The following is a 24,539-nucleotide window of genomic DNA, read 5'->3' on the forward strand; positions in this document are numbered from 1 at the left end:
AGACAAGCATAGTCAAGCCGCCAGCGAATGCCTGCCCCGGCTGACAAGGGCATATCGTTACAACTTCCCCTCGGGCCTATAACTATGTATCGCTGCGCAGGACCAGCGCGATGGTGTGCTGTAGCTCCATTTACAGGAGCGATGTATGTCCCTCAATTCCGTCATCCCGACCGACCCACCGCTCACGGCCATCCCCCACGCCACAGACAGTCTTCACGCGCCATACCTTGAGGCGGCGGTGCCAGAATGGCTCATCGACGCTTCTGCGCAGCGAAAGCAGGCGCTCCGGCAGGCCGGGACAAGCCCGCCAGAGTGGTACACGCGAGCCTCACCGCAACACCGCAAGGCAGTGGATGCTGCTTTCAAGGACAGCATGGCGGCGCAGGTGCGACTGGACAAAACCCTGTCCGGGTTAAAGGACATCGACGCGTTCGCCCGGCCAATACTGACCAGAGCGCTGAGGAAGCATCACAACGTTCACGCTGATGTCGACACCACGCTGCTATGCCTCGTGCGTCCGTTAACTTTGGGCATTTTCAATATCGAGATTGATTCGTTCGAGGTCCTGAAACTGCCGCTGCTGCAGGCGGCGCTGCACAATTTCGAGGCCCGTGAATGCGTGCCCGGCGCCTATCACAGGTCTTCCGGGTTTATCCACGAAACAGCCACGCCCGGTGCTTACAAGCCGGTGAAAAAGAACCTGAAAGCTCACGATTTTATGCGGCTATGTCGCAAACTGAATATCGGCGGCAAGTACCAGACCTATCTCAACAGATTTTTCTACCCCACGGATCCCGCAGCGCAAACGACCCTGCGCGAGCATTTCATCGCCGCGCAAAAGACCGCGCTACGGGCAGCGGCCGAACGAGCGTTGCTGGAGAACGATATCGGGCCGCAGGATCACGCGATGATTCTTTCGGTCGTCAACGGCGAAGTAAACCCTCGGGTGGGCGGTAAACAGGTCTGGTTTCACGACTTGGGCCTGATGCGCGAAAGGCTGGTGGGCTGTGTGCTTTTCACGATCTGCGAAAAAAACCAGCCGATCGACGCCTCGATTCTTTATGTGCCCAATGACCCCGAACATCCGCTGAAACGCTACACCGGCACGCAAATGAGCGACACGCTCAAGCGCCTGCTGAGCGCGCGTGACCCACGTCAGCCGCAGAGCGCCGATCCGACGCCGTATCAGCGCTTTTTCAGCCAGTTCATGCCTTATGAAAAACAGCCTTACTATTTCAGCCAGTTCGTTCGGCCGCGTGACGACGCTCCGTCCGGGTTGCTGACTACGCCATGGCTGAAGCTCGTCGAAATCACCAATCCTTTCGGTCCTTTGTTCAAGATTAATGAACGGCCACCTGAGCGTACGGAATACGAGCCCGAGCCGGAACCTTACGCCGCTGTCTCGCTCCTGCCACGTGAAGACAAGAGCCTATGGGATGAAAACACCGACCTGTGGGCTTATCTCTATGATCAGCATCGGAACAAGGCACTGGCCGATGCCCGCAGTCATGCGGTTCCCACCCGCGATGTCGATATAAAGGCACGCGATGCCAAGCTCTCGGCGCTATGGGAACTCGGCATGCTGGGAGTGAATGTCCTGGCTGCCTTTGTCCCGGGGCTGGGGGAAGTCATGATGGGGATCATGGTCGCGCAACTGCTGTCCGAAACCGTTGAGGGCGTGATGGAGTGGAGCGACGGTGACAAGCACGCCGCCAAGGCGCATCTGGTGGATGTCGCCGAGAACCTCGCGCTGATAGCACTGATGGCCGGCGCAGGTGCCGGATTTAAAAAAATCACCGCTGTCGCGCCCGAACCGGTGATCGAAGGGCTAAGTCCGGTGACCTTGCCCAACGGCGAAACACGTTTGTGGAAACCCGACCTGAGTGGCTATGAGTCCGATGTCTCGTTCGGCGATGAGGTCAGGCCAAATGAGCAGGGACAATACAAGATTGGTGACAAAACTTACCTGCGCCAGGGCGGCCATTTTTACCAGCAGATCGTTGATGAATCGACGGGGCAGTGGCGGATCAGGCACCCCAGCGAACCCAACGCTTACCGGCCTGTGATCGAGCATAATGGCCGCGGCGCCTGGCGCCAGAGCCTGGAGCACCCGATGACCTGGGACCGCCTGACACTGCTGCGGCGCATGGGGCATGTCACTGATGGTGTTCCCGCAAGCAAGCTGTTGATGCTGGCCGACATCAGCGGGGTCAGCGAAAGCACCCTGCGCAAGATGCACCTGGACCACGCGCCGCCGCCTCCCGAGTTGCTTGATGCTTTGCGTCTGTTCAAGGCGGAGGCCGGGGCCCGCCAAATGATCGAGCAATTACGTGGCGCCGCACCGATTGACCATCATTATCAGTATGGCTTGCCGTTGGTCACCGAGATGCCGCGCTGGCCGACCGGGCGGGCGCTGGAGGTTTTTAAAAGCGCGCAGTCGTCCGCACCGTCCATCCGGTACGGCGAGCACAAGCAACTGCCCCCACACCTCGCCAAGCCTGCAATCCGGCTCAGTCGGGCGCAAGTGCTAAACGGTGAAATGCCCGCGCGAATTCTCGAGTCGTTGGAGGAAAGCGAAATTCGCCAACTGCTCGGCGATGAGGTTTCACCGAGGGGCACCGCCAGGGCAGAGGCCTTCCGCCAGCAACTCGCTGATTTTGCCTACTCGCGACAATCAGCTGTTTTCGACAGCCTTTACAAGGGCACCGAAGCGGTGAGTGCGCGCCCCCGTGTGGTTCAGCGTGAGTGCCCGGGCCTCAGTGACACGGCAGCGCAGGAGGTACTTGATCACGCCTCAGCGGCAGAATTGGCTCGCCTGGATGCGACGGGGCGAACGCCCTTGAACATACTTGAAGAGGCTCGCTGGCACGCGCGTCAGGGGCGCCAGATGCGCGCATTTGCCGGACTGCGCAGCGAGCAACTGGCCTCGGCGGACAGCCGGCGCCTGGCCCTGCATGCATTGGAGCGCTTGCCGGGCTGGCCACCGACGTTGCGTCTGGAGGTGCGCGAGGGCAGTCCGAATGGCGCGTTGCTTGACCATATCGGGCAACCAAACGCGCCGATCAAACGCTATCTGGTGAAAAACGGGCCTGTCTTTCAGGTCTTCGATGACGGCGGGCAAGCACTCGGCAGCGTCCCCGGCGAGGGCGACAATTTCTACAGCGCGATCATGCACGCGCTGCCCGATGATGCGCGTACCGCCCTCGGCGTGCCAGAGGTCAGTGCCAGCCATGTACTGCAACGGAACATCATCGACGCTGCGCAGATTTATCGGCGTGACGCCGCGTCACTGCTGGCACCGCAGGCCAAATGGTTCAAGCCGCCGATGCGGCTGAACGCGAAACTCACCGGCTACTACGCGAGTGGCCGTGGTCCGGGGCTGAATCCTCATCTGGCCAGGCGCGTACTGGCACTTTATCCGGGACCTGGACAAGCACAGGCGTTCCTTATCGAACAAGCTGGTCTCAGCGAAAGGGACGTTCTCGGTGTGCTGACTGAACGCCGCAGTGAGTGGCATGCGCTTAATAACACGCTTGAACACTGGCAGGCTGAGCCGATGGGGCAGCGGGCGGAACAGCAGCGCGTGCAGTTTTCCCGGCAAATCAGGGCTGCCTGGCGCAATGCTCCGTTGGCCGCACAAAGTGCACAAGCCGCCGAAGCGACACGCCTGTCGCTGGTGTGTGATACGCCGCTGCCGCGGCTGACCCAGTCCTTTGCCCATGTGCGTGAACTCTCGGTGCGCGGCTCCGGCATGACAGACGCCAATGCAGATGGGTTTCTAACGCAGTTTCCCGGCGTCACGGATCTATCGATTGGCGATCTTGAGCACGGCGCAGGCCAGCCGATCGTCAACCACACGCCGCTCACCACCTTGCCCGAAGCAGTCACCCGCTTATCCGGGCTCACCCGTCTGCGCTTCACCAGCCACGCGCCCTCACTGTCTGCGGATTTTGCACCCAGACTGCGCGCACTCACGACGCTGGAAGAGCTGCACATCGACTATTCAGGCTTGGATTCAACCCGCTTGCAGTCACTGGACCTGACGCCACTGACCGGGTTGCGACGGTTGCGAATCGACGCCCCCAATGCCTTATGGCAATGGCCAGGTTACGTTGAGCAGCTCGAACAACTTGAACGGCTGGACCTCTCGCGCACCGCAATCAGTTCAATACCGGAGTCGATGTACAGTGGGCATGAGCGGCTTTGGGCCGGGCTGTCGCTGGACTGGTCACACATCTCCCCGGCAGCATTCATGCGCGCGTACGAGTATGTGAGCAGCTACTCCGGTCCCTTGGGGCATCTGGTCGATGTGGACCAGATGGTCAGCCAGTATTGCCTTGCAGAACTGGACGCCATGGCCCTTGAGCCGGAGTCGGTGGCGGCATTGCCCGAAGCACTCAATGCCGCTTGGCCATCTGCGCAAGCGCGACTCGCGGCGATCAGACAGCTCAGAACGGAGCATGAGGGTATTTTTGCCCCGTTTTACCCACCCGTCCAGGCAGATGGCTGGCGCACCACAACGCCGCGGGTGCTAGCGGTCAGAGGCGGCAACGCCGAAATGTTACGTGCCCTTAACAACAGCTGGCTGGGCGCGGTTCGTCAACGTTATGGCCTGGCCGCCGATGTTGCTACGTTTGAGTGGCCTGAGAGGGGAATCAATCTCACATCGGGCGCAGGTGTCGAACCCATCAGGGCGCTGGCGTCGCTGCCAGCCGGCAGTTTTCCCCACGTGCGCACGTTGCGCCTTGGGGGGCTGGACGTTCCTGCGGCCCAGGCGCGCCGTTTTATCCGTGCGTTCAGCGCTACTGAAACCCTTGAAATCAGCGGCAACGGCTTCACTGAGCTGCCGTTTGCCGGCGATGACCTGCCTGCGTTGACGCGGCTGGATGCCTCGCGCAATCGCCTCGGCCCGGAAGTGCAAGCGCAAATCGACCGATTGCAACACATCAGATACCTGAATCTGAGCAATAACCGTCTGCACACGCTTGACGTGAGTGGCTTGCCCGAACTGCAAGCGCTGAGCCTGAGGGCAACGTCGTTGCATACCTGGCCCACAGGCGCCGAGAACCTGCCGCGGCTGGCCTGGCTCGACCTGCGCGACAACCAGATTGCCGAGTTACCGCAGCACGTACTGAGTGACCCGGATCTTCTGCTCAGGAGCCATTTCAGCGGTAACCCTTTCAACGCAGCGGGTCAGGCAGCCTTCGCAGCGGCGATGCAGCGCATCGAGCAGGCACAGGGGCTGCGCCGTGGCACGTTGGCGCGTTTCGCGGCAGAACCGTTGCCGGCGCAATTTCCGCCGGGGGAAACAGGCGCCTCCCTGGCTGAACGGCTGTTGCCGCTTCCCGAACCAGGCCCCATCGCTGTGGGCGAGGCTGGATTTGTCACGCGCTTGAAGCGTCTGGACCCGCTCGTGACGCAAGCGCTGGCTGAGCGCAATGTGCGAGAGTGGCGAGCGGCGGGGATGAGCATTGAACAAATCGATGCGCACATCAGCGAGTGGCAGCACAATTTCGAGGCGCTGACACGCCAGTTGAACGACTGGCTGTATACCCGTGAGAGGGGCATCGGCACACGCCGCGTCACGGCGCAAGGTCGGCAGATTGCAGCGCAGCGCATCAGGGAAGCCTGGCTCACCGGGCTGACGATCCCTCCCGGCAGATCCTATGTGGAGTTGCAGCTGGAAAATTTGCCAATCGGCGATCTGCCCGTGCTGGTAACGCCGCTACCCAGAGTCGTGACGTTGAATCTGAGGGGCGTGGGGATGACCGGGCAGGGCGCCAACGGGTTTCTCGCTGCATTCGCCAACCTTGAAGTGCTGAACCTCAGCGACAATGAGCTGGCGCTGATACCTGATGCGGTGCTGCAGATGGATCAGTTGGTCGCACTGCACATGCAGCGCTGCAACCTTGCCAGCGCGACGCGTCTTTATCCTCTGCTGAGCAACCGCCTGCACAGACTTTATCTGGGCAATAACCAGTTAACCGCGTTTACCGCGCCTGACTTGGGCGTCCTTGATACCCTCGATTTAAGCGATAACCGCTTGAGCGAATGGCCCACGGGGGCCTTGCAAGCACCGCGCTTGCACACGTTGATTCTGAGTGGCAATCGCATCGCGGAAATTCCCCCAAATCTCTTTCGTGGCCAATACCCGAACCTGGTTGTCGGTACTGACCTGTCCGGGAACCCCAACTTGTCACTGACCGCACTGCAGCGCCTTCGGCACCACACCCGAATGAATCAGGTGAACTATGCGCTGGGCGTTTCTCGCACCGAAATTGACGCGATGGTCGATGAGCGCATCTATGGCAGCGGCGAGAGTTCTCCAGAACCCGACAACGTTGACATTGGCGCAATCGTCTTGCCTGCCGAAGACGTTTTGTCACCCGTCTACGATGTCTCGCCCAGGGCACTTGAGCCATGGCTGGCTGACACACCTGCCCACTTGATTGCGACGCGCCGCGCGATTTGGACGCAGTTGGCGCAAGAGCCGGGCCATGAGCGTTTTTTTCAGTTGATCCGGTTCCTGCGGTTAACCGAGGAGTTCCGGCAGATACCGGCCGACCTCACACATCGACTATGGGATGTCATGCAAGCGGCGACTGAAAACACCGAGCTGCGAGAGCTGCTGTTCCAGGGTGCCGAGACCCATGGCACCTGCATCGACGGGCGGATACTCGCGTTCAGTGAAATGGAAGTGCGGGTGTCTGTCTATCGCGTCTTGCTCGACATTCCGCTGAACCAACCCGTGCGCCGAGGGCAGGCGCTGTTAAGGACCTCGCGGCAGTTGTTTCGCCTGGAAAGGGTTGAGGCACTGGCCGAGGCGCAAGCCGCGAAGCCGGGCAGTGATCCTGCGGAAGTGCGCCTGAGTTATCGCATCGGGATGACCCGTGGCTGGGAGGATGGCATCGAGTTGCCGGGACAACCCTCGCATATGGCTTACGACCGTCCGATCAGTGGCGAGCTTCAGGCGACAACCCGGGCTTCGATCATGGCAGCGGAGCAAACCGATGCACTGTTGGAGAGCATGCTGTCGCGCGATTACTGGCTCACCTATCTGCAAGAAAACTATCAGCCGGAAATGGACGCAATCGATGCCGCCGTCGCTGAGCAGCGCCATCAGCTCTCAAGCGAGATAAACGATCGGCTGGAAAGAGGGGAGATCGATAATGATCTATATGACCGGCAGATGGTTGAGGCGGGCTTTACCACTGAGTCCCTGCGGGTACAGAGCCTTATAGAATTGACCCGTCGAGTGGTCAACGATCTGCAGGGTCTCGTCGCGGAGCATCCGGGTCGTGATTCACCGCAGCCGGGCCCTTCATGGCGGCCGTAAAGCTCTGACACGAGGGGAATCTGCGGCGAGGCGGCTTTCCTCCTCGCCGCGGTGCGGGCACACACCGCGTTACGTACTCCCGATCATGCGATAGCCGGATACCGCAGTCGCCGTGTCCTGAAATGGTCTGCTGGTCGCTCCATTGAAAAAGGAGTGATCATGGACGCTATCCCACCCAACCCGCCATTGACGCCGCCTGCGTCGCCCGCTCAGCCCGCCAGCCCGGTAAAGCCGATTGCAACGAAAAGCCTGCACGGCGCATTCCTCGAAAAAGCCATTCCTGAATGGCTGACCCAAGCGTCGACCTCGCGGCGTCAGGTCCTGAAAGATACCCACACGGAACTGCCAGCCTGGTATCGCAGCGCATCGACCGCCCAGCGCCAGGCCTTGCACGACAGTACGCGGGCGAGCATGGTCGCGCAGAACCGGCTGGATAAAACCATGGCCTCGTTTCAGGACATCGAAACATTTGCCCGGCCCTTGCTGCTCGAGGCGCTGAACGACCAGTTTCAACTGAAAGTCGACGTCGACAAAACCTTGCTGTGTCTAAAGCGCCCGCTGGAAGCGGGCATTCTTGCCATTGAGTTGTCTTCCTTCGAGGTCCTCAAGCTCTCGATGCTGGACGCGGCGCTGCATAACTTTGAAGCCTACGAATGCGAGGCCGGGGCCTACCATACGACCTCCGGTTTCGTCGCCACCGGCACTGCGCCGCACGAATACGAGGCGGTGACGCTTGCGCTGACGGTCAGCCAGTTCCTGACGCTGTGTCGCAGTCTCGACATCGGCAAGCAGTACCAGACTTACCTGCAGAAATTCTTTCACCCGACCGACGCCGTGGCCGAGACGGCGTTGCGCGAACAGTTCATCGGCTGTCAGAAAGCCGCGATGCGTGCCGCTGCCGAGCTGGCCTTGCTGAAAAAAGACATTGGGCCTGCGCACTACACCATGATCCTGTCGGTCATCAACGGCGAGTTGAACCCGCGGGTCGGCAACAAACCGGTCTGGTTCAGGGACTTGTCGGTGATGAATAAACGCATGACCGGCTGCGTGGTGTTCGCCGTCAGCGACAAGTACCGCTACGCCGATGAATGGATCATTTATATCCCCCATGACCCCGAGCATCCCTTCAAGTGCTACCGCGGCTCGGAGGATCAGCAGGAGTTCAAACGGCTGCTCACCGCACGCACTGGCGAGCAGGCCAAGAGCGCCGAGCCGACCGCATATGAGCGTTTCCTCAGCCAGTTTCTGGCTTACGACCAGCGCCCCTATTTCTTCAGCCAATTCACCCGCAAGGCCGCCGACTCGCCGAGCGATCACTGGCGAACGCCCTGGCGGACCATCATCGATCTGGTGAGCCCCGGCGCGGTCTTTACCCGGATCAGGGAATTACCACCGCCGCCAGCGGCGAAACTGGAACCGGAGCCTGACCCTTACATTGCGCCGAACGCTTTTCTGCACCGGGGCCGAGGCCTCTGGGCGAGCAATCAGGACCTCTGGGAGTACCTCTACAAGGAGAGCCGCGCCAAGGTGCTGGCCGACGCTCGCAGCCATGCGGTACCCAGCGCTGATGTCGATGTGAAGGCGCGCGAAGCCAAGCTTGCGCATTTGCTTCAGATCGGCCTGCTGGGGCTGAACATGGTGTCGATGTTCGTGCCCGTGCTGGGTGAAGTGATGATGGTGGTGATGGCCGGTCAGTTGTTGTACGAGACCCTTGAAGGCGCGATCGAGTGGGGCGAGGGCGACCGTCGGGCGGCCAAGGATCATCTGCTCGATGTCGCCGAGAATCTGGCACAGATTGCGCTGATGGCGGGCGTCGGTCTCGCGGTGCGCAAGTTCAGCGCCGCCCGGCCTGAACCGGTGCTTGAAAAGCTCGAGCCGGTGACGCTGCCCAATGGCCAGACGCGCTTGTGGCGGCCCGACTTGAGCGCTTATGAATCCTCGGTTTCATTGGCCAACAGCGCCGGTCCAAACCAGATGGGACAGCATCTGATCGATGGCAAAACCTATATTCGCCAGGGCAGCAAAGTCTACGAACAAGTGTTCGATGAGTCGCTGGGCAAATGGCGAATCAAGCACCCGAGCGATTCCGGCGCCTGGCAGCCGGTACTCGACAGCAACGGCCGCGGCGCCTGGCGGCATAACCTGGAGCGCCCGCTGCAATGGGATCGGTTGACGTTGTTGCGGCGCGTGGGCCACGCCACGGAGGCGTTTTCTGACAGCGAGCTGATCCGGCTTGGCGAGGTCAGCGGCGTCAGTGACGACGCCTTGCGCAAAATGCACGTCGATCACGCGCCGCCACCGCCAGAACTGTCTGAGGCCATGCGGCTGTTCAAGGCCGATAGGGAGACGGCGAGCGTTATCGAACAATTGCGCGGGACGACGCCCGTTGACGCGCTGTCGTTGTATGCGTTGCCGCTGGTCACCGAAATGCCGCGCTGGCCGGCCAAACGGGCGCTAGAGGTGTTTGACGGGCCGCAGTTGTCTGGCAAGTCCATCCGCTATGGCGCCGAGCGCCGCGTGCGCGGCGTGGGCGTGAAGTCGCCGATCCAGGTATCGCGCGCTGACATCCTCCACGGCGAGCTGCCGGCGCGCATTCTGGCTGGACTCGACGAACCAGAAATCACCCGCCTGCTCGGTGCAGAAGGCGCGCGCGTACGCGCCGCCCGAGCCGACGAGTTCGGCAAGCAGATTGCCGATTTCGCCCAGGTCCGCCAGCCGGCGATTTTTGCCAGCCTCTACAAGGGCACCGAAGTCATGGCTCCTGAGGTCAAGCGTTTACAGAGCGCCTGTCCAGGACTCAGCGAATCGGCGGCAGATGAGGTGCTGGCGCAGGCCCATCCTGATGATCTGGCACAGTTCAGTTCAACCCGGCGCGTCCCGCTGCGCATGCTCGAGAAGGCGCGCTGGTATACCGACCAAGGCCGACAAGTGCGGGCTTACGCCGGTCTGCGCAGCGAAAATATCGCCTCGGCGGACAGCCGCCGTCTGGCGTTGCAAACGCTGCAAAACCTGCCGGGCTGGCCGAATAACCTGCGCCTGGAAGTTCGCGAGGGCAGTCGCCACGGGGCGCTGCTCGATAGCGTCGGCAGCGAGACGGCGGTGGAGAAAAAATACCTGATCAAACAAGGCCCGCAATTTCAGGCGTTCGATGAGCGTGGCGAAACGCTCAACAGCCTGCCGACAGCGGGCGACAACTTTTATGCCTCAGTCATGCACGCGTTGCCCGATGGCGCACGGCGCAGCCTGGGCGTACCAGAGGTGAATCAATCGGCTGAGCTGCAACGCCGGATCATCGCTTACGCCGGTCAGCATCGTGGCGACGCGCAGGCGCTTCTGAAACCGCAGGCGAAATGGCTCAAGCCGCCTGCCCGGGTTAATAAATCCTTGATCGGCTATCCCGCCAGCGGGCGAGGCCCGAGCCTGGACCCGATCCTCAACGCACGGGTGCGCGATCTCTATCCGGACATGAGCGAACAACAAGCCAACGGCTTCATTCTGGAGCAGTGGCAGGCGGGCAAGGACAGCAGAGCAATTGCCGAACTGTTGCAGGTCCGCCGGCAGGAATGGGTGCAACTCAACGCCGCACTGGACACCTGGGCGGGGCCGGCTGTAGCACCTTGGGAACGATCCGGCACTGATCACAAGCTGCGCACCGCACAAGCCCTCAAGGATTGCTGGCGCAATGCGCCGATCGCCACGCAGACGGCCGGCGCCGATCGGCTTTCCATTATCAGTTACGACCCTTTGCCAGCGCTGGACGCGGATTTTTCACACGTACGTGACTTGACTGTTGGCGGGGGCGGGATGACCGATGCCAATGCCGATGCTTTTCTGAGCCGTTTCCCCAATCTGGAAAGACTGGTGCTGGGTGAGCGCGGGAGTCTGCTTGTTTCCCATATGATGTACGAACAGGCACTGACGAACCTGCCGTCGACAGTGACCCGCATGACCGCGCTGAGAAGCCTCAAGTTCAGGACCTCTGCCCCCGCGATAGCCAATGAATTTTCCCGTCGGCTAGGCGCGCTGACTGCGCTTGAAACGCTTCATTTCAATTACGCGGGAACCGGTCCGCTTACTTCGGCGAACCTCGATCTTGCGCCATTGACGCACCTGCGAAAACTCACGATCGACGCGCCAGGCCTGGCGCAGTGGCCGGACTCGTTGCAAGCGCTTCCCGAGCTACAACGACTTGACCTTTCGCAGACCTCGATTGCCTCGATTCCGGATGCGCTCTATATCGGTCGAGAAAGACTCTGGGCGGGCCTGTCGCTGGACTGGTCGAGGTTTTCCTATGAGACGTTCCGGCCGGCCTATGAGTATGTCACCCGATATATGGGCTCATGGGGGCACCTGGTGGATGTCGACTTGATGGTTCGCCAATATTGCGCCGGCGAGCTTGAGTTTCTGACGGGCGAGTCCGGACATATCAACCCGTTGCCGCAAAGCATCATGAGTGCATGGGACACACCCGCGACCCGGCTCAAGGCGGTTATCGCCTTGCGTGCGGAACATACCGGGATTTTCCGCCAGTTTTATCAACCCACAACCTCCGGCGGCTTGCGTACGGCGTTACCGATACCGCGCTGGCAGGCGCAACCTAACGCCAGGGTGGTGCGTGCACTGGAGCGAAGCTGGCGCGCGGCCGTACGCAAACGCTACAGCCTGGAACCGGCTGCCCAGCCCGCCAATTCGATGGAGTGGAATGCTGCCATCAACCGTGATGATCCCACCGTATTCGAACTTCGCGACACCGCGTGGGTGCAGGGCGAGCCGTCCATCAGTGAGCTGCCACGATTGCCGGCGGGCACCTTTTCCAAGGTACAGACCGTGCGCCTGGACCGCCTGACAGTACCCGTCGAGCAGATTCGCGATTTCCTTCAGGCATTCAGCGGCACGCAGCACTTGGAGATCACCGCCAGCGGGCTGACGGAAGTTCCGATCCGTGCGGGTGACCTGGCGCAACTGACGCGCCTGGATCTGTCGTTCAACCGGATCATCGCCACGCCTGCGGTTCAGGCCCAGTTCAATGGCTTGAAGGGCCTTGAATATCTCAATGCGCGCCTGAATCAACTGACGGCCCTCGACGTCACGGCGATGCCCCGCCTCAAGGCTCTGAATCTAAGCTCCAACGGCCTCATGGCCTGGCCGGCGGGCGCCGAAGGCCTGGCGCAATTGCAGTCGCTTGACCTGCGTTACAACAGCATCGCGGCGCTGCCGGAATCGGTGCTCGCCGACGATGAGCTGCTGCTCAAGACCAGCCTGAGCGGCAACGTCTTCAACCCTGATGGCGAGGCGGCTCTGACGGCGGCACGGCAGCGTATCGAAACCACCAAAGGTTTGCCCGAGGGGGCCTTGAAACGCTTTGAATTGGAATCCGTATCGCTGCAGATGCCTGCCAACGACCCGCCATCGGACACTGCGCTGTCTCTCCTCAGGCATTTATTACCATTGCCTCGCCAGACTGGTGCGGCGCTCGGAGCCGAGAGTTTCGTCGATCGACTGCTGGATCTGCATCCGGTAATTGCCAGGGATCAGGCACTGCAATGGCTGGCGCAGCTACGCAACGAGGGGCTGACGGATGTGCAGATCGACGCCCGCTTAACGCAATGGGCACAGTCCGCTGAGTCACTGACGCGGCGGTTGAACGGCTGGATTTTTACCCGGATTCCGGTGACGGGCGCGACCGTCGTGTCGGCGCAGAGTCGTCAGCTCGCCGCGCTGAAAATTCGCGAGTGCTGGCAGGAAGGGCTGATCGGCGACAGCCAAGAGGCGGGGCGCACGCTGGATCTCACGGGGCTGTACACCGGGGATTTGCCGTCGTTGTCGAGCGCTTTTGCCCGCGTGCGCACTTTGAATCTCACCGGCTGCGGATTCTCCGTAGAGAGTTTCAACGCGTTCTGCAGTGATTTTCCTGAGGTGACCCGCCTGGTTCTCAACGGTAACGTCCTGCGCGTGCTGCCGGACGCCATCCATAACCTGGCCGGGCTCGAGCGCCTGGAGCTGAGCGGCAACAGTTTTGCGGACGCGCGAAGCGTTTACGCCAGTCCAGGTGCCGAGCGCCTGCGCTGGCTGGATCTGAGCCACAATCAATTGGATGAGTTCGAAGCAGGCGGGTTGCGCAGGCTCGAAACCTTGAAGCTTGACCACAATGGTCTGAATGACTGGCCAGACGGCGTACTCGAGCTTCAGCATCTGCGCGCCCTGGACCTGACGGGCAACGACATCCGACAGTTCCCGGACCGCTTGTTGGGCGGCAGCCATGAAGGGCTGGTTGCAGGCACGGACTTGTCGGAAAACCCGCTGACGCTCAACAGCCTGGAGCAGCTCAGGGATTACAGCGCGGCGAACGCAGATCGTGACGTAATGGGCTACTCGAGAACGCAGCTGGACCGTGAAATAGAGCGATCGCAAGAAACGGACAGCACCTCCGATTCCGATTCTGACTCGGACTTCGACAGCGATAGCGATGGCGACCAAGCGGGCGGCGCCAGGCGCGCTGACCCGCATGCCGGCGTCGAGGCGGGCGAGATCATCGAAAACCCGCAGCAAGAGGTTGGCACTGCGGCGATGGACATCTGGCTCACCCACGCCCCTGACGATGTGCGAATGGTGCGGCAAACGCTGTGGCGTCAACTGGCCCGGGAGGCCAACCATGAAGCATTTTTTCATTTGCTCTCGAGATTGCCGGATACGCTCGAGTTCAAGCGGGCGGGCGCCGATCTGACTCAACGGGTGTGGCAGGTCATGCAGGCCGCTGCGGAAAATACCGAGTTGCGCGAGCTGTTGTTTATCGACGCCCAGACCCATCACACCTGCAGCGATGGACGAATCCTCTTGTTCAGTGAGTTGGAAACACGGGCTTACGAGTACACCGCGCTGCGCGATATTCCGCGCAATCGCCCGGAACAGCGAGGCCGGGCCCTGGTCGATCTGACGCGACGTCTGTTTCGCCTGGACAGGGTCGACAAGCTGGCGGAAGCCGCCGCGAAAAACAAAGACCGCGCGGAAGTTCGCCTGCAATACCGAATCGCATTGGCTCGCGGCTGGCCGGACGGCCTGGAATTGCCAGCGCAACCGGAGCATATGCTGTATGGCACACCGATTCACGGACCGAGACTGGACACGGCCCGCGCCGCTGTTCTGGCAGACGAGGCGTCGGGTCTGTTTCTGGAGGACCTGATCTCCCGTGACTACTGGATTCGCTATCTGGAGGAGCGCTACGGCGAAACGTTCGATGAGCTTGAACGCGATGCCACCCGGCGTCAGGGAGAAATTGAAGATGCGCATCTGGACTGGAACGACAACGAGGAGGCGAATAGCCGTTACCTGGAAGCGCTGACGCGGTTGCAGATCGAACGAGCAGAAGCGCGTACGCAGGCGCTCATGACGTTGTCCCGCGCAGAGTTGCAAGCACCGGCAACCCCGGCGTCACCGCAACCCGGCCCGTCATGGCGCCCGTGAGCGCGACGTTGAACACGCCCGGGAGCACGCCGCTCCCGGGCCTGGCACACCTCAGTTGTCGTAACCCAGGTTCGGCGCCAGCCAGCGTTCGGTCACGCTCAGCTCCTGACCTTTGCGCGAGGTGTAGCTCTGCACCTGATCCTTGTCGATCTTGCCGACCGCAAAATACTGCGCCTGCGGATGGGCGAAGTACCAGCCACTGACCGCGGCAGCAGGGAACATCGCGTAGTGTTCGGTGAGGAACACGCCGCTGCGGCCCGCGCGCATCTCGGCCGCTTCCGGGTCGAGCAGGGTGAACAGCGCGGCCTTCTCGGTGTGATCCGGGCAGGCCGGGTAGCCAGGAGCGGGGCGGATGCCACGGTATTGCTCTTTGATCAGTGCATCGTTGTCCAGCGTTTCATCCTTGGCGTAACCCCAGTGCTCTTTGCGCACTTGCTGGTGCAGCCATTCGGCACAGGCCTCGGCCAAACGGTCGGCGAGGGCCTTGACCATGATCGAGTTGTAGTCGTCGCCAGCTTCCTGATAAGCCTTGGCGACTTCTTCGGCACCGATGCCGGCGGTGGTGATAAAGCCGCCGACGTAGTCGGTGATTTCGCTGTCCTTCGGCGCGACGAAGTCGGCGAGGCAGAAGTTCGGTTTGCCGTCGGTCTTGATGATCTGCTGACGCAGGTGATGCAGTTTGGCCATTGGCTTGCCGTCATCGTCGTACAGCTCGATGTCGTCTTCGTTCACCTGGTTGGCCGGCCAGAAACCGAACACGGCGCGGGCGCTGATCAGTTTTTCGTCGATCAGCTTGGCGAGCATCTCCTGGGCGTCCTTGTACAGCGCAGTGGCGGCTTCACCGACCACTTCGTCTTCGAGGATGCGCGGGAACTTGCCAGCCAGATCCCAGGAAATGAAGAACGGCGTCCAGTCGATGTATTCGGCCAGGACCTTGAGGTCGATGTTGTCCAGCACTTTGCTGCCGGTAAAGCTCGGTTTGACCGGCTGGTAGCTGGCCCAGTCGAACTGCGGTTTCTTGGCGATGGCGGCGGCGTAGCTCAGGCGCTCGGTGCGCGCGCTGCGGTTGGAGGTGCGCTCGCGAACATCAATATATTCCAGGCGGGTTTTCTCGACGAAACCGGCCTTCAATTCCTTGGAAAGCAACTGCGTTGCCACACCCACGGCGCGTGAGGCGTCAGTCACGTAAATCACCGCGTCGTTGCTGTACTTCGGCTCGATCTTCACGGCGGTGTGCGCTTTGGAAGTCGTTGCACCACCAATCATCAGCGGCAGGTGGAAATCCTGGCGCTGCATCTCGCGAGCGACGTGGACCATCTCGTCCAGCGATGGCGTGATCAGGCCGGAGAGGCCGATGATGTCGCATTTCTCCTCTTTGGCGACCTGCAGAATCTTCTCGGCCGGCACCATTACCCCAAGGTCGACGATGTCGTAGCCGTTGCAACCGAGTACCACGCCGACGATGTTCTTGCCGATGTCGTGCACGTCACCCTTGACGGTCGCCATGAGAATCTTGCCCTTGGCCTCCGGCTTGTCGCCTTTTTCCAGTTCGATGAACGGGATCAGGTGAGCCACGGCCTGCTTCATCACCCGGGCGGATTTGACCACCTGCGGCAGGAACATTTTGCCGGCGCCGAACAGGTCACCGACGATGTTCATGCCGGACATCAGCGGGCCTTCGATGACTTCGATCGGACGGGCGAACGACTGGCGCGATTCTTCGGTGTCCTCGACGATGTGCGTGGTGATGCCTTTGACCAGCGCATGCTCCAGACGCTTGTTGACGTCCCAGTTGCGCCACTCTTCAGTCTCGGCTTCCTTGACGCTGCCGTCGCCCTTGTACTTGTCGGCGATGGCGAGGAGGGCGTCGGTGCCTTCCGGCGTGCGGTTGAGGATCACGTCTTCAACGGCGTCGCGCAGCTCGACCGGGATCTGATCGTAGATCTCCAACTGGCCGGCGTTGACGATGCCCATGGTCAGGCCCGCGCGGATGGCGTGCAGCAGGAACACCGAATGGATCGCCTCGCGCACCGGGTTGTTGCCACGGAACGAGAACGACACGTTGGACACACCGCCGGAGGTCAGCGCATACGGCAGTTCATCGCGGATGTAGGCGCAGGCGTTAATGAAGTCCACGGCGTAGTTGTTGTGCTCTTCGATGCCGGTGGCGACGGCGAAGATGTTCGGGTCGAATATGATGTCTTCCGGCGGGAAGCCGACTTCGTTGACCAGAATGTCGTATGAGCGTTTGCAGATTTCCTTTTTGCGCGCCTCGGTGTCGGCCTGACCGGCTTCATCGAACGCCATCACCACCACGGCGGCGCCATAGCGCTTGCACAGTCTGGCGTGATGGATGAATTGCTCGACGCCTTCTTTCATGCTGATCGAGTTGACGATGCCTTTGCCCTGAATGCACTTGAGGCCGGCTTCGATCACTTCCCATTTCGACGAGTCGATCATGATCGGCACGCGCGAGATGTCCGGCTCGCCGGCAATCAGATTGAGGAAGGTCACCATGGCCTTCTTCGAATCGAGCATGCCCTCGTCCATGTTGATGTCGATCACCTGCGCGCCGGCCTCGACCTGCTGCAGGGCGACTTCCAGGGCTTCGGTGTAGTTGTCTTCACGGATCAGACGGGCGAATTTTGCCGAACCGGTGATGTTGGTGCGCTCGCCGACGTTGACGAACAGCGAGTTGCGATCGATGGTGAACGGCTCCAGGCCCGACAGGCGGCAGGCCTTGGGAATGTCCGGAATTTGCCGCGGCGCATAACCGGCGACCGCGTTGGCGATGGCTTCGATGTGGCCCGGCGTGGTGCCGCAGCAGCCACCGACAATGTTGAGGAAGCCGCTCTGGGCGAACTCTTCGATGACTTTGGCGGTTTGCGCCGGCAGTTCGTCGTACTCGCCGAACTCGTTCGGCAGGCCGGCGTTCGGGTGTGCGGAAACGTGGGTGCTGGCCTTGTTCGACAACTCTTCGAGGTACGGGCGCAACTCGCTGGCGCCGAGGGCGCAGTTCAGACCGACCGAAATTGGCTTGGCGTGGGCCACCGAGTTCCAGAACGCTTCGGTGGTCTGGCCGGACAAGGTACGGCCCGACGCATCGGTGATGGTCCCGGAAATCATGATCGGCAGTTCGATGTGCAGCTCTTCGAAAACGCCTTGTACGGCGAAGATCGCGGCCTTGGCGTTGAGGGTGTCGAAGATGGTTTCGATCAGGATCAGGTCGGCGCCGCCCTCGATCAGGCCTTTGGTGGCTTCGGTGTAGTTCTCCACCAGCTCATCGAAGGTCACGTTGCGGTAGCCGGGGTTGTTGACGTCAGGCGACAGCGAGCAGGTGCGACTGGTAGGCCCAAGCACGCCGGCGACGAAACGCGGCTTGGCCGGATTTTCGGCAGTCTTGGCGTCGGCGATCTTGCGTGCCAGCCGTGCGCCTTCTACGTTTAGCTCATACGCCAGCTCTTCCATGCCGTAGTCGGCCATGGAAATGCGCGTGGCGTTGAAGGTGTTGGTTTCGAGAATGTCGGCGCCGGCGTCCAGATAGGCTTTTTCGATGCCGCCGATCACGTCGGGACGGGTGATCACCAGGAGGTCGTTGTTACCCTTGACGTCGCTTGGCCAGTCCGCGAAGCGTTTGCCGCGGTAATCCTGCTCCTCGAGCTTGTAGCTCTGGATCATCGTGCCCATCCCGCCGTCGAGAATCAGGATGCGCTCTTTGAGGGCTTGCTTGAGAGCTTGAAGGCGGACGCTGCGATCGGACATGTGGACTACTCGGAAAGACCATTACGAAGGAACGGGATCATAACAAACCTGTGCGCTTTTAGAGCATGTTCGGCTTTTGCATGAATATCGCTCATGTTGGTACGGTCGTCATAACGGTAGAATCGCCGCCTTTTTTCACAATCGGGATCAGCAGCATGCCGTACCGCGTCATCAGTTTTCTGTTGCTGGTCCTGAGCGGGGGCGCTGCGGCGCAAGATCCTGCGACCTCGTCCTCCATTTCCTACAGCCGTGATATCCAACCGATCTTTACCGAGAAGTGCGTCGCGTGCCACGCCTGCTACGACTCGGCCTGCCAGCTCAACCTGGGCAGTGGCGAAGGCGCCGCCCGTGGCGCGAGCAAGATGCCGGTGTATGACGGCGAACGCACCCAGGCCGCGCCGACCACGCGACTGTTCTACGACGCGTTTGGCAAACGCGCCTGGCAGCAGAAAGACTTCTATTCGGTGCTCGATGCCCAAGGCAGCCAGGCCGCACTGATGGCGCGCATGCTGGAGCTGGGTCACAAGACGCCGCTGACGCCGAATGCCAAGTTGCCGCAAGACATTGTTCTGGGGCTCAACCGCAATAATCTGTGCGCGATGCCCGGCGAGTTTGACGCGTATGCCAGTGCGCACCCGAAGGAAGGCATGCCGCTGGCCGTCACCGGGTTGACCGATCAGCAATATCAGACTTTGCAGCGCTGGCTGGCGTCCGGTGCGCCGATTGACGAGCAAAACCTGGCGCCGAGCGCGCAAGAGGCGATGCAGATCGTGCAGTGGGAAAATCTGCTCAACGCCCCCGGCGCACGGCAAAGTCTGGTGGGCCGCTGGCTCTACGAGCACTGGTATCTGGCGCACATCTATTTCAAGGACGGCGCGCCCGGGCGGTATTTCCAGTGGGTGCGTTCGCGCACGCCGACCGGCCAGCCGATCGACCTGATCGCCACCCGTCGTCCCAACGACGACCCGGGCACTCAGGTGTATTACCGCTTGTGGCCGGTGCAAGGGGTGATCGTGCACAAGACGCACATCACTTATCCGCTGAGCGCGGCGAAAATGGCGCGGATCAAAAGCCTGTTCTACAGCGGCAACTGGCAAGTCAGCGCGCTGCCGGGTTATGGCCCGCAGAGCCGGGCCAATCCGTTTGCCACATTCGAGGCGATCCCGGCGCAGGCGCGCTATCAGTTCATGCTCGATAACGCCGAGTACTTTGTGCGTACCTTTATTCGCGGGCCGGTGTGTCGTGGGCAGATTGCGACCGATGTGATCCGCGACAATTTCTGGGCGCTGTTCCAGGCCCCGGAACATGACTTGTACATCACCGACCCCAACTACCGCGGCCAGGCCACGCCGTTACTGGCCATGCCCGGGCAGAACGACGACGTTGGCAGCATCTTGAGCCTGTGGCGCAATTACCGCGACAAGCGCAACGAATACGAAGCCCTGCGCCGCGACAGCTACGCCGACCTGCCGGCGCCGAGTTGGTCGACCCTGTGGGCCGGCAACGACAATGCGCTGCTGAGCATTTTCCGCCACTTCGACAGTGCGTCGGTGACCAAAGGCCTGATCGGTGACGTGCCGCAAACGATGTGGCTGTTCGACTATCCGCTGCTGGAACGCACCTATTATCAGTTGGCGGTCAACTTCGATGTGTTCGGAAACGTCTCCCATCAGGCGCAGACGCGGTTGTATTTCGACCTGATCCGCAACGGCGCCGAGCAGAATTTTCTGCGCCTGATGCCGGCCGATTCCCGTGAGGACTACCTCAACGACTGGTATCAGAACAGCGGGCAATTGAAGATGTGGCTCGATTACGAAGCCATCGACGACGATAAGCCGACCGGGCTGAAACTCGACGATAAAAATCCGAAACGCGATTTTGCCCGGCAGTTGCTGGCGCGCTATGGCGATCTCAATGCCCGGCCGGACCCGATCAACCGCTGCGACGGCGCCTATTGCTCACGACCGAATATCGACCCGGCATTGCAGAACGCCGAGCAGGCCTTGAGTCGTCTGGCCTCGCGTCCGGCCGCTGGCTTGCGGGTCATCGACCAGATGCCGGAAGCAACGATGCTGCGCGTCGAAACCGCCAGCGGCAAACGCGAGGTCTACAGCCTGGTGCGCAATCGTGCCCACAGCAACGTGGCGTTCCTGCTCGGCGAATCATTGCGCTATCAGCCGGGACTGGACACGTTGACGATCTATCCCGGCGTACTCAGCAGTTACCCGAACTTCATGTTCAACGTCCCGGCCGAGCAAGTGCCGGCCTTCGTCGATGCCATGGAAAACGCCAGAGACGCCAACCGTTTCGAGAACATCGTCGAGCGTTGGGGGATTCGTCGCAGTCATCCGCAATTCTGGTTCTACTTCCACGACTTGAGCCAGTACATCCACGAGACCGATCCCGTGGAGGAGGGCGTGCTGGATATGAATCGGTACGAGAACCTATGAGTCATCGCTACCGCTGAATGGGATATTCGGAACAGAACCTGTGGGAGCGGGCTTGCTCGCGAAGGCGCGCTATCAGGCAGCATCATCCTTGTATGCGCCACCGCTTTCGCGAGCAAGCCCGCTCCCACAGGGGATGCAGGGTGAACTATCGAGAATCTTTCCCGACAAAAATACTAGGACTTTGTCCGGCGCAATGATTGGCGTAAACTGCGCCCAAGCCTGCGAGGAGTTTCCATGACCGCTATTACCATTACTGACGCCGCCCACGATTACCTGGCCGATCTGCTCTCCAAGCAGAACACCCCGGGTATCGGCATCCGCGTCTTCATCACCCAGCCTGGCACCCAGTACGCCGAAACCTGCATTGCCTACTGCAAGCCGGGCGAAGAGAAACCCGAAGACACCGCGCTGGGGCTGAAAAGCTTCACCGCGTACATCGACTCGTTCAGCGAAGCGTTTCTCGATGACGCCGTCGTCGACTACGCCACCGACCGCATGGGCGGCCAGCTGACCATCAAGGCGCCTAACGCCAAAGTCCCGATGGTCAACGCCGACAGCCCGGTCAACGAGCGCATCAACTATTACCTGCAAACCGAAATCAACCCGGGGCTGGCCAGCCACGGCGGTCAGGTCAGCCTGATCGATGTGGTTGAAGACGGCATCGCTGTTCTGCAGTTCGGTGGCGGTTGCCAGGGCTGCGGCCAGGCCGATGTCACCCTGAAGGAAGGCATCGAGCGCACCTTGCTTGAGCGTATCCCCGAACTCAAGGGCGTGCGCGACGTGACTGACCACACGCAAAAAGAAAACGCCTACTACTAAGTAAGGCGTTCCTGTGGCGAGGGAGCTTGCTCCCGCTGGATCGCGCAGCGATCCCAAACCGGACAAACCTTTCACCGTGGAAAGGTGTCGACCGGATTGTGACTGCCTTGCAGTCAGGCGGGAGCAAGCTCCCTCGCCACAAACGTTCTTCAATGATGCCTTCGCGAGCAAGCTCGCTCCCACATTTGGAATGCGGTCAAATGTGGGAGCGAGCTTGCTCGCGAAGGGGTCCTCATGGGCGATAGAGGTGAGCATGCCCGGCGCGATACAGCGATGACTCGCTGAATACTTCACTGCCTAGCACTCGTCCGACCAGAATCAGCGCCGTGCGTCGAAAACCCTTGGCCTCGACTTTTCCGGCGATATCCGCCAGCGTCCCCACCACCCAATCCTGATCCGGCCACGTCGCCCGGTGAACCACCGCAATCGGGCAGTCTGCGCCGTAATGCGGCAGCAGTTCTTCGAGGATTTTCTCCAGATGCTTGACCCCCAGATGAATCGCCATGGTCGCCCCATGCTGCGCGAGGCTGCCGAGTGCTTCGCCCTCCGGCATGGTGGTCTTGTCGGCATAGCGGGTCAGAATCACGCTTTGCGAAACGTCCGGCAGGGTCAGTTCGGCACCGAGCAAGGCCGCACACGCAGCCGTGGCGGTGACACCAGGGATAATTTCAAAGGGAATACCAAGTTCGCGCAAGCAGCGAATCTGCTCACCGATCGCGCCATAAAGGCTCGGATCACCGGAGTGCACCCTTGCCACGTCCTGGCCTCGGTCATGGGCAGACTTGATCAGGTCGATGATTTGTTCCAGGTGCAGTTCAGCGCTGTTGACCACGGTTTCGGCGCGATGGCCTTCAAGCACCGCCGCCGGCACCAGCGAACCTGCATAAATGATCACCGGGCAGTCGCGGATCAGCCGTTGGCCTTTGACGGTGATCAGTTCCGGGTCGCCGGGGCCGGCGCCGATGAAGTAGACGGTCATGATTGATCCTGTGAAAAACGCAGTGATGAGCACGCAGATGAACAATGCTCATGATCGAAAGCGGGGATTATCGAGGTTTTAGGCAGCGCCGGCCAACGCCAGGGTGGCCTGAGCGTATTTTTGCCGGGCAATCAGCAGTTTCGCCGGGCCCTGAATCAGCCGTTCGGCAAGCGCCAGTGCGGCGCTTTCCGCGACCCCGTAACAGCCGGTTCGCTCGTAGGCGATCTGAGAGTGATGGCTGAGGCGCGGCTGGTAAGCGGCCAGTTCGGCGCTGCTGAAATATTGCAGGGGCAATTCCAGTTGCCTGGCAAGTTCCAGCAGACCCGGTTCGTCGCGCTTCAAATCGATACTGGCCAGCGCCTTGACGGCTCGCAGTTCGATGCGATGCGCCTGCAATGCTTGATCAAGTAGCGCGCGCAGCGTGGCGGCCGTGCAGCCACGCTGGCAGCCCAGGCCGACCACCAGGGTCGGCGCCGTGCTGGCGTCATTCATGCCGGATTTTGCGGCGGAACAACCAGGCGCTGATCAGGCCCAGGGCCAGCCAGAACGCGACGTTGGTCAACTGCGAGGCAATCTTGAACTGAGTTTCCAATGCTTGTGGGGCAAGCATCGAATGCACCTGCGGCTGCGGCGCGCCGATTACGTGGGGCACCAGCAGGATGGCGACGCCGAAGATCTTCATCAGCCAGTTGTGGCTGAACGCAAGCAAGGCCAGGCCGACAGCGGTGGAGGCGGCCGTACCGATCCACCAGAGCTGCCGTGAAGCCAGGTCCGCCGCGGCAGTGCCCGGCAATTCCGGCGGCAGGCCCAGGGTCGGTGCCAGCACGAACGTCGCGTAACCGGCCAGGCCCCAGAGCAGGCCCTGCGAGGTTTTCTTCGGCGCACGCAGCGTGTACAGGCCGGCAAGCATCAGGGCGAAACCGACGGCGACGACCAGATTGCCGCCCGTGGTCGACACCACACGTTGCCAGCCGTTTTCCGGCTCCCAGGCTTCGCTGTCATGGCTATGAGCAGCAGCCCCGGCGGCGTGTTCGTGAGCTTCGGCCACAGGCTCTGCTTGCTCGTAGGTTTCCGCCTGCAAAATCAGCGGCGACACCCAGAAGCTTTGCAGCAGGGCGGCCAGCAGGCCGCTGAAGCCTGCGGTTTGGGCAATGCGCTTGATCATCTCGGCAGGTCTCAGTGGCACGGGAACGCGGCGCTGTGGCGGGTATCGTGGGCGGCGTTGTGCACCGCTTCGATGTGCGAGAAACCGGCGAAATAGACGAGGCCGGCGCCGAGGATCGACGCCAGCAGCGCGGCGATCAGGCGTTGCGACAGGGTGCTGGTGCTGGAGATGGTGTCCGTGGTGTTGCCGGTGCTGCTGATAATCGACATGGCGCTTCCCTCTGAAGTGTCAGCGGGTGAACAGAGCGCATGCAGACTCCCCGCGAGTCAGGCCCGCAGAGGTTCGAACAGCGCCCGCCCACCGCGGGTTTGTCTGGTGCAGTGACGCCGAGGCGCACTGTGTGTTGCGGGCCGGTCTCCGGGCTCACGAGGGGCTGGCATTGAAGCCGACCTGCAAGCATCACCTTCCCATGCCGGGGCACAGTGGATCTGACGCTTCGCTCGCTTACCGTTGCGGGGGCAGCACCGGACTGACATGGCTTGAGAGTAAAGCACATGATTCACCGGTTTCCCGTTTCACCCTGTGAAGGGCACCCGTAACAAGTTGTGTAGGAGAGCATGGGCGGGG

Annotated in this window: 9 protein-coding genes and 1 riboswitch; of the genes, 4 read left to right on the top strand and 5 right to left on the bottom strand. The window is 61.2% G+C overall.

Translation table 11 applies throughout. The annotated features are described in order from the left end of the window. The first annotated feature begins 145 nt into the window (after positions 1-145). Entirely contained in the window at positions 146-7,336 is a 7,191-nt protein-coding gene (locus tag HU739_RS03015; RefSeq protein WP_186546438.1) for an NEL-type E3 ubiquitin ligase domain-containing protein, read from the top strand. Between the two features lie 159 nt (positions 7,337-7,495). Continuing rightward, complete coding sequence (locus HU739_RS03020) at positions 7,496-14,797, top strand: NEL-type E3 ubiquitin ligase domain-containing protein (RefSeq protein ID WP_186546437.1); 7,302 nt, start codon at positions 7,496-7,498, stop codon at positions 14,795-14,797. A 51-nt stretch (positions 14,798-14,848) separates the two neighbouring features. Here the strand turns inward: HU739_RS03020 and metH are convergent, their stop codons facing one another. Then, on the bottom strand, positions 14,849-18,559 hold the full coding sequence (gene metH / locus HU739_RS03025) for a methionine synthase (RefSeq protein ID WP_186546436.1): 3,711 nt from the start codon (positions 18,557-18,559) through the stop codon (positions 14,849-14,851). Positions 18,560-18,714: 155 nt separating this feature from the next. On the opposite strand from metH, the gene HU739_RS03030 reads away from it, so the two are divergent. Both HU739_RS03030 and nfuA read left to right on the top strand, forming a co-directional pair. Then, the gene (locus tag HU739_RS03030; RefSeq protein ID WP_186546435.1) at positions 18,715-21,009 is read left to right on the top strand and encodes a fatty acid cis/trans isomerase; all 2,295 of its coding nucleotides are present in this window, start codon (positions 18,715-18,717) and stop codon (positions 21,007-21,009) included. A gap of 234 nt (positions 21,010-21,243) precedes the next feature. Continuing rightward, entirely contained in the window at positions 21,244-21,828 is a 585-nt protein-coding gene (gene nfuA, locus HU739_RS03035) for a Fe-S biogenesis protein NfuA (protein ID WP_003225494.1), read from the top strand. Between the two features lie 232 nt (positions 21,829-22,060). On the opposite strand, the gene cobM is transcribed toward nfuA, so the two are convergent. The 4 genes from cobM to HU739_RS03055 form a co-directional block, all read right to left on the bottom strand. Next, on the bottom strand, positions 22,061-22,807 hold the full coding sequence (gene cobM, locus HU739_RS03040; protein WP_186546434.1) for a precorrin-4 C(11)-methyltransferase: 747 nt from the start codon (positions 22,805-22,807) through the stop codon (positions 22,061-22,063). Positions 22,808-22,885: 78 nt separating this feature from the next. Next, entirely contained in the window at positions 22,886-23,299 is a 414-nt protein-coding gene (locus tag HU739_RS03045) for a cobalamin biosynthesis protein (protein WP_186546433.1), read from the bottom strand. After that, positions 23,292-23,972 (bottom strand): CbtA family protein, encoded by a 681-nt coding sequence (locus tag HU739_RS03050; RefSeq protein ID WP_186546696.1) that lies wholly within the window; start codon positions 23,970-23,972, stop codon positions 23,292-23,294. Before HU739_RS03050 ends, HU739_RS03045 begins: the two co-directional genes overlap by 8 nt. Before the next feature lie 11 nt (positions 23,973-23,983). Continuing rightward, positions 23,984-24,181, bottom strand: a complete 198-nt coding sequence (locus HU739_RS03055) for a CbtB domain-containing protein (RefSeq protein WP_186546432.1) — start codon at positions 24,179-24,181, stop codon at positions 23,984-23,986. A 122-nt stretch (positions 24,182-24,303) separates the two neighbouring features. Continuing rightward, positions 24,304-24,524, bottom strand: a riboswitch (cobalamin riboswitch). Between the last annotated feature and the right edge of the window lie 15 nt (positions 24,525-24,539).

The sequence above is a fragment of the Pseudomonas hamedanensis genome (assembly GCF_014268595.2).
GTDB classification, from domain to species: domain Bacteria; phylum Pseudomonadota; class Gammaproteobacteria; order Pseudomonadales; family Pseudomonadaceae; genus Aquipseudomonas; species Aquipseudomonas hamedanensis.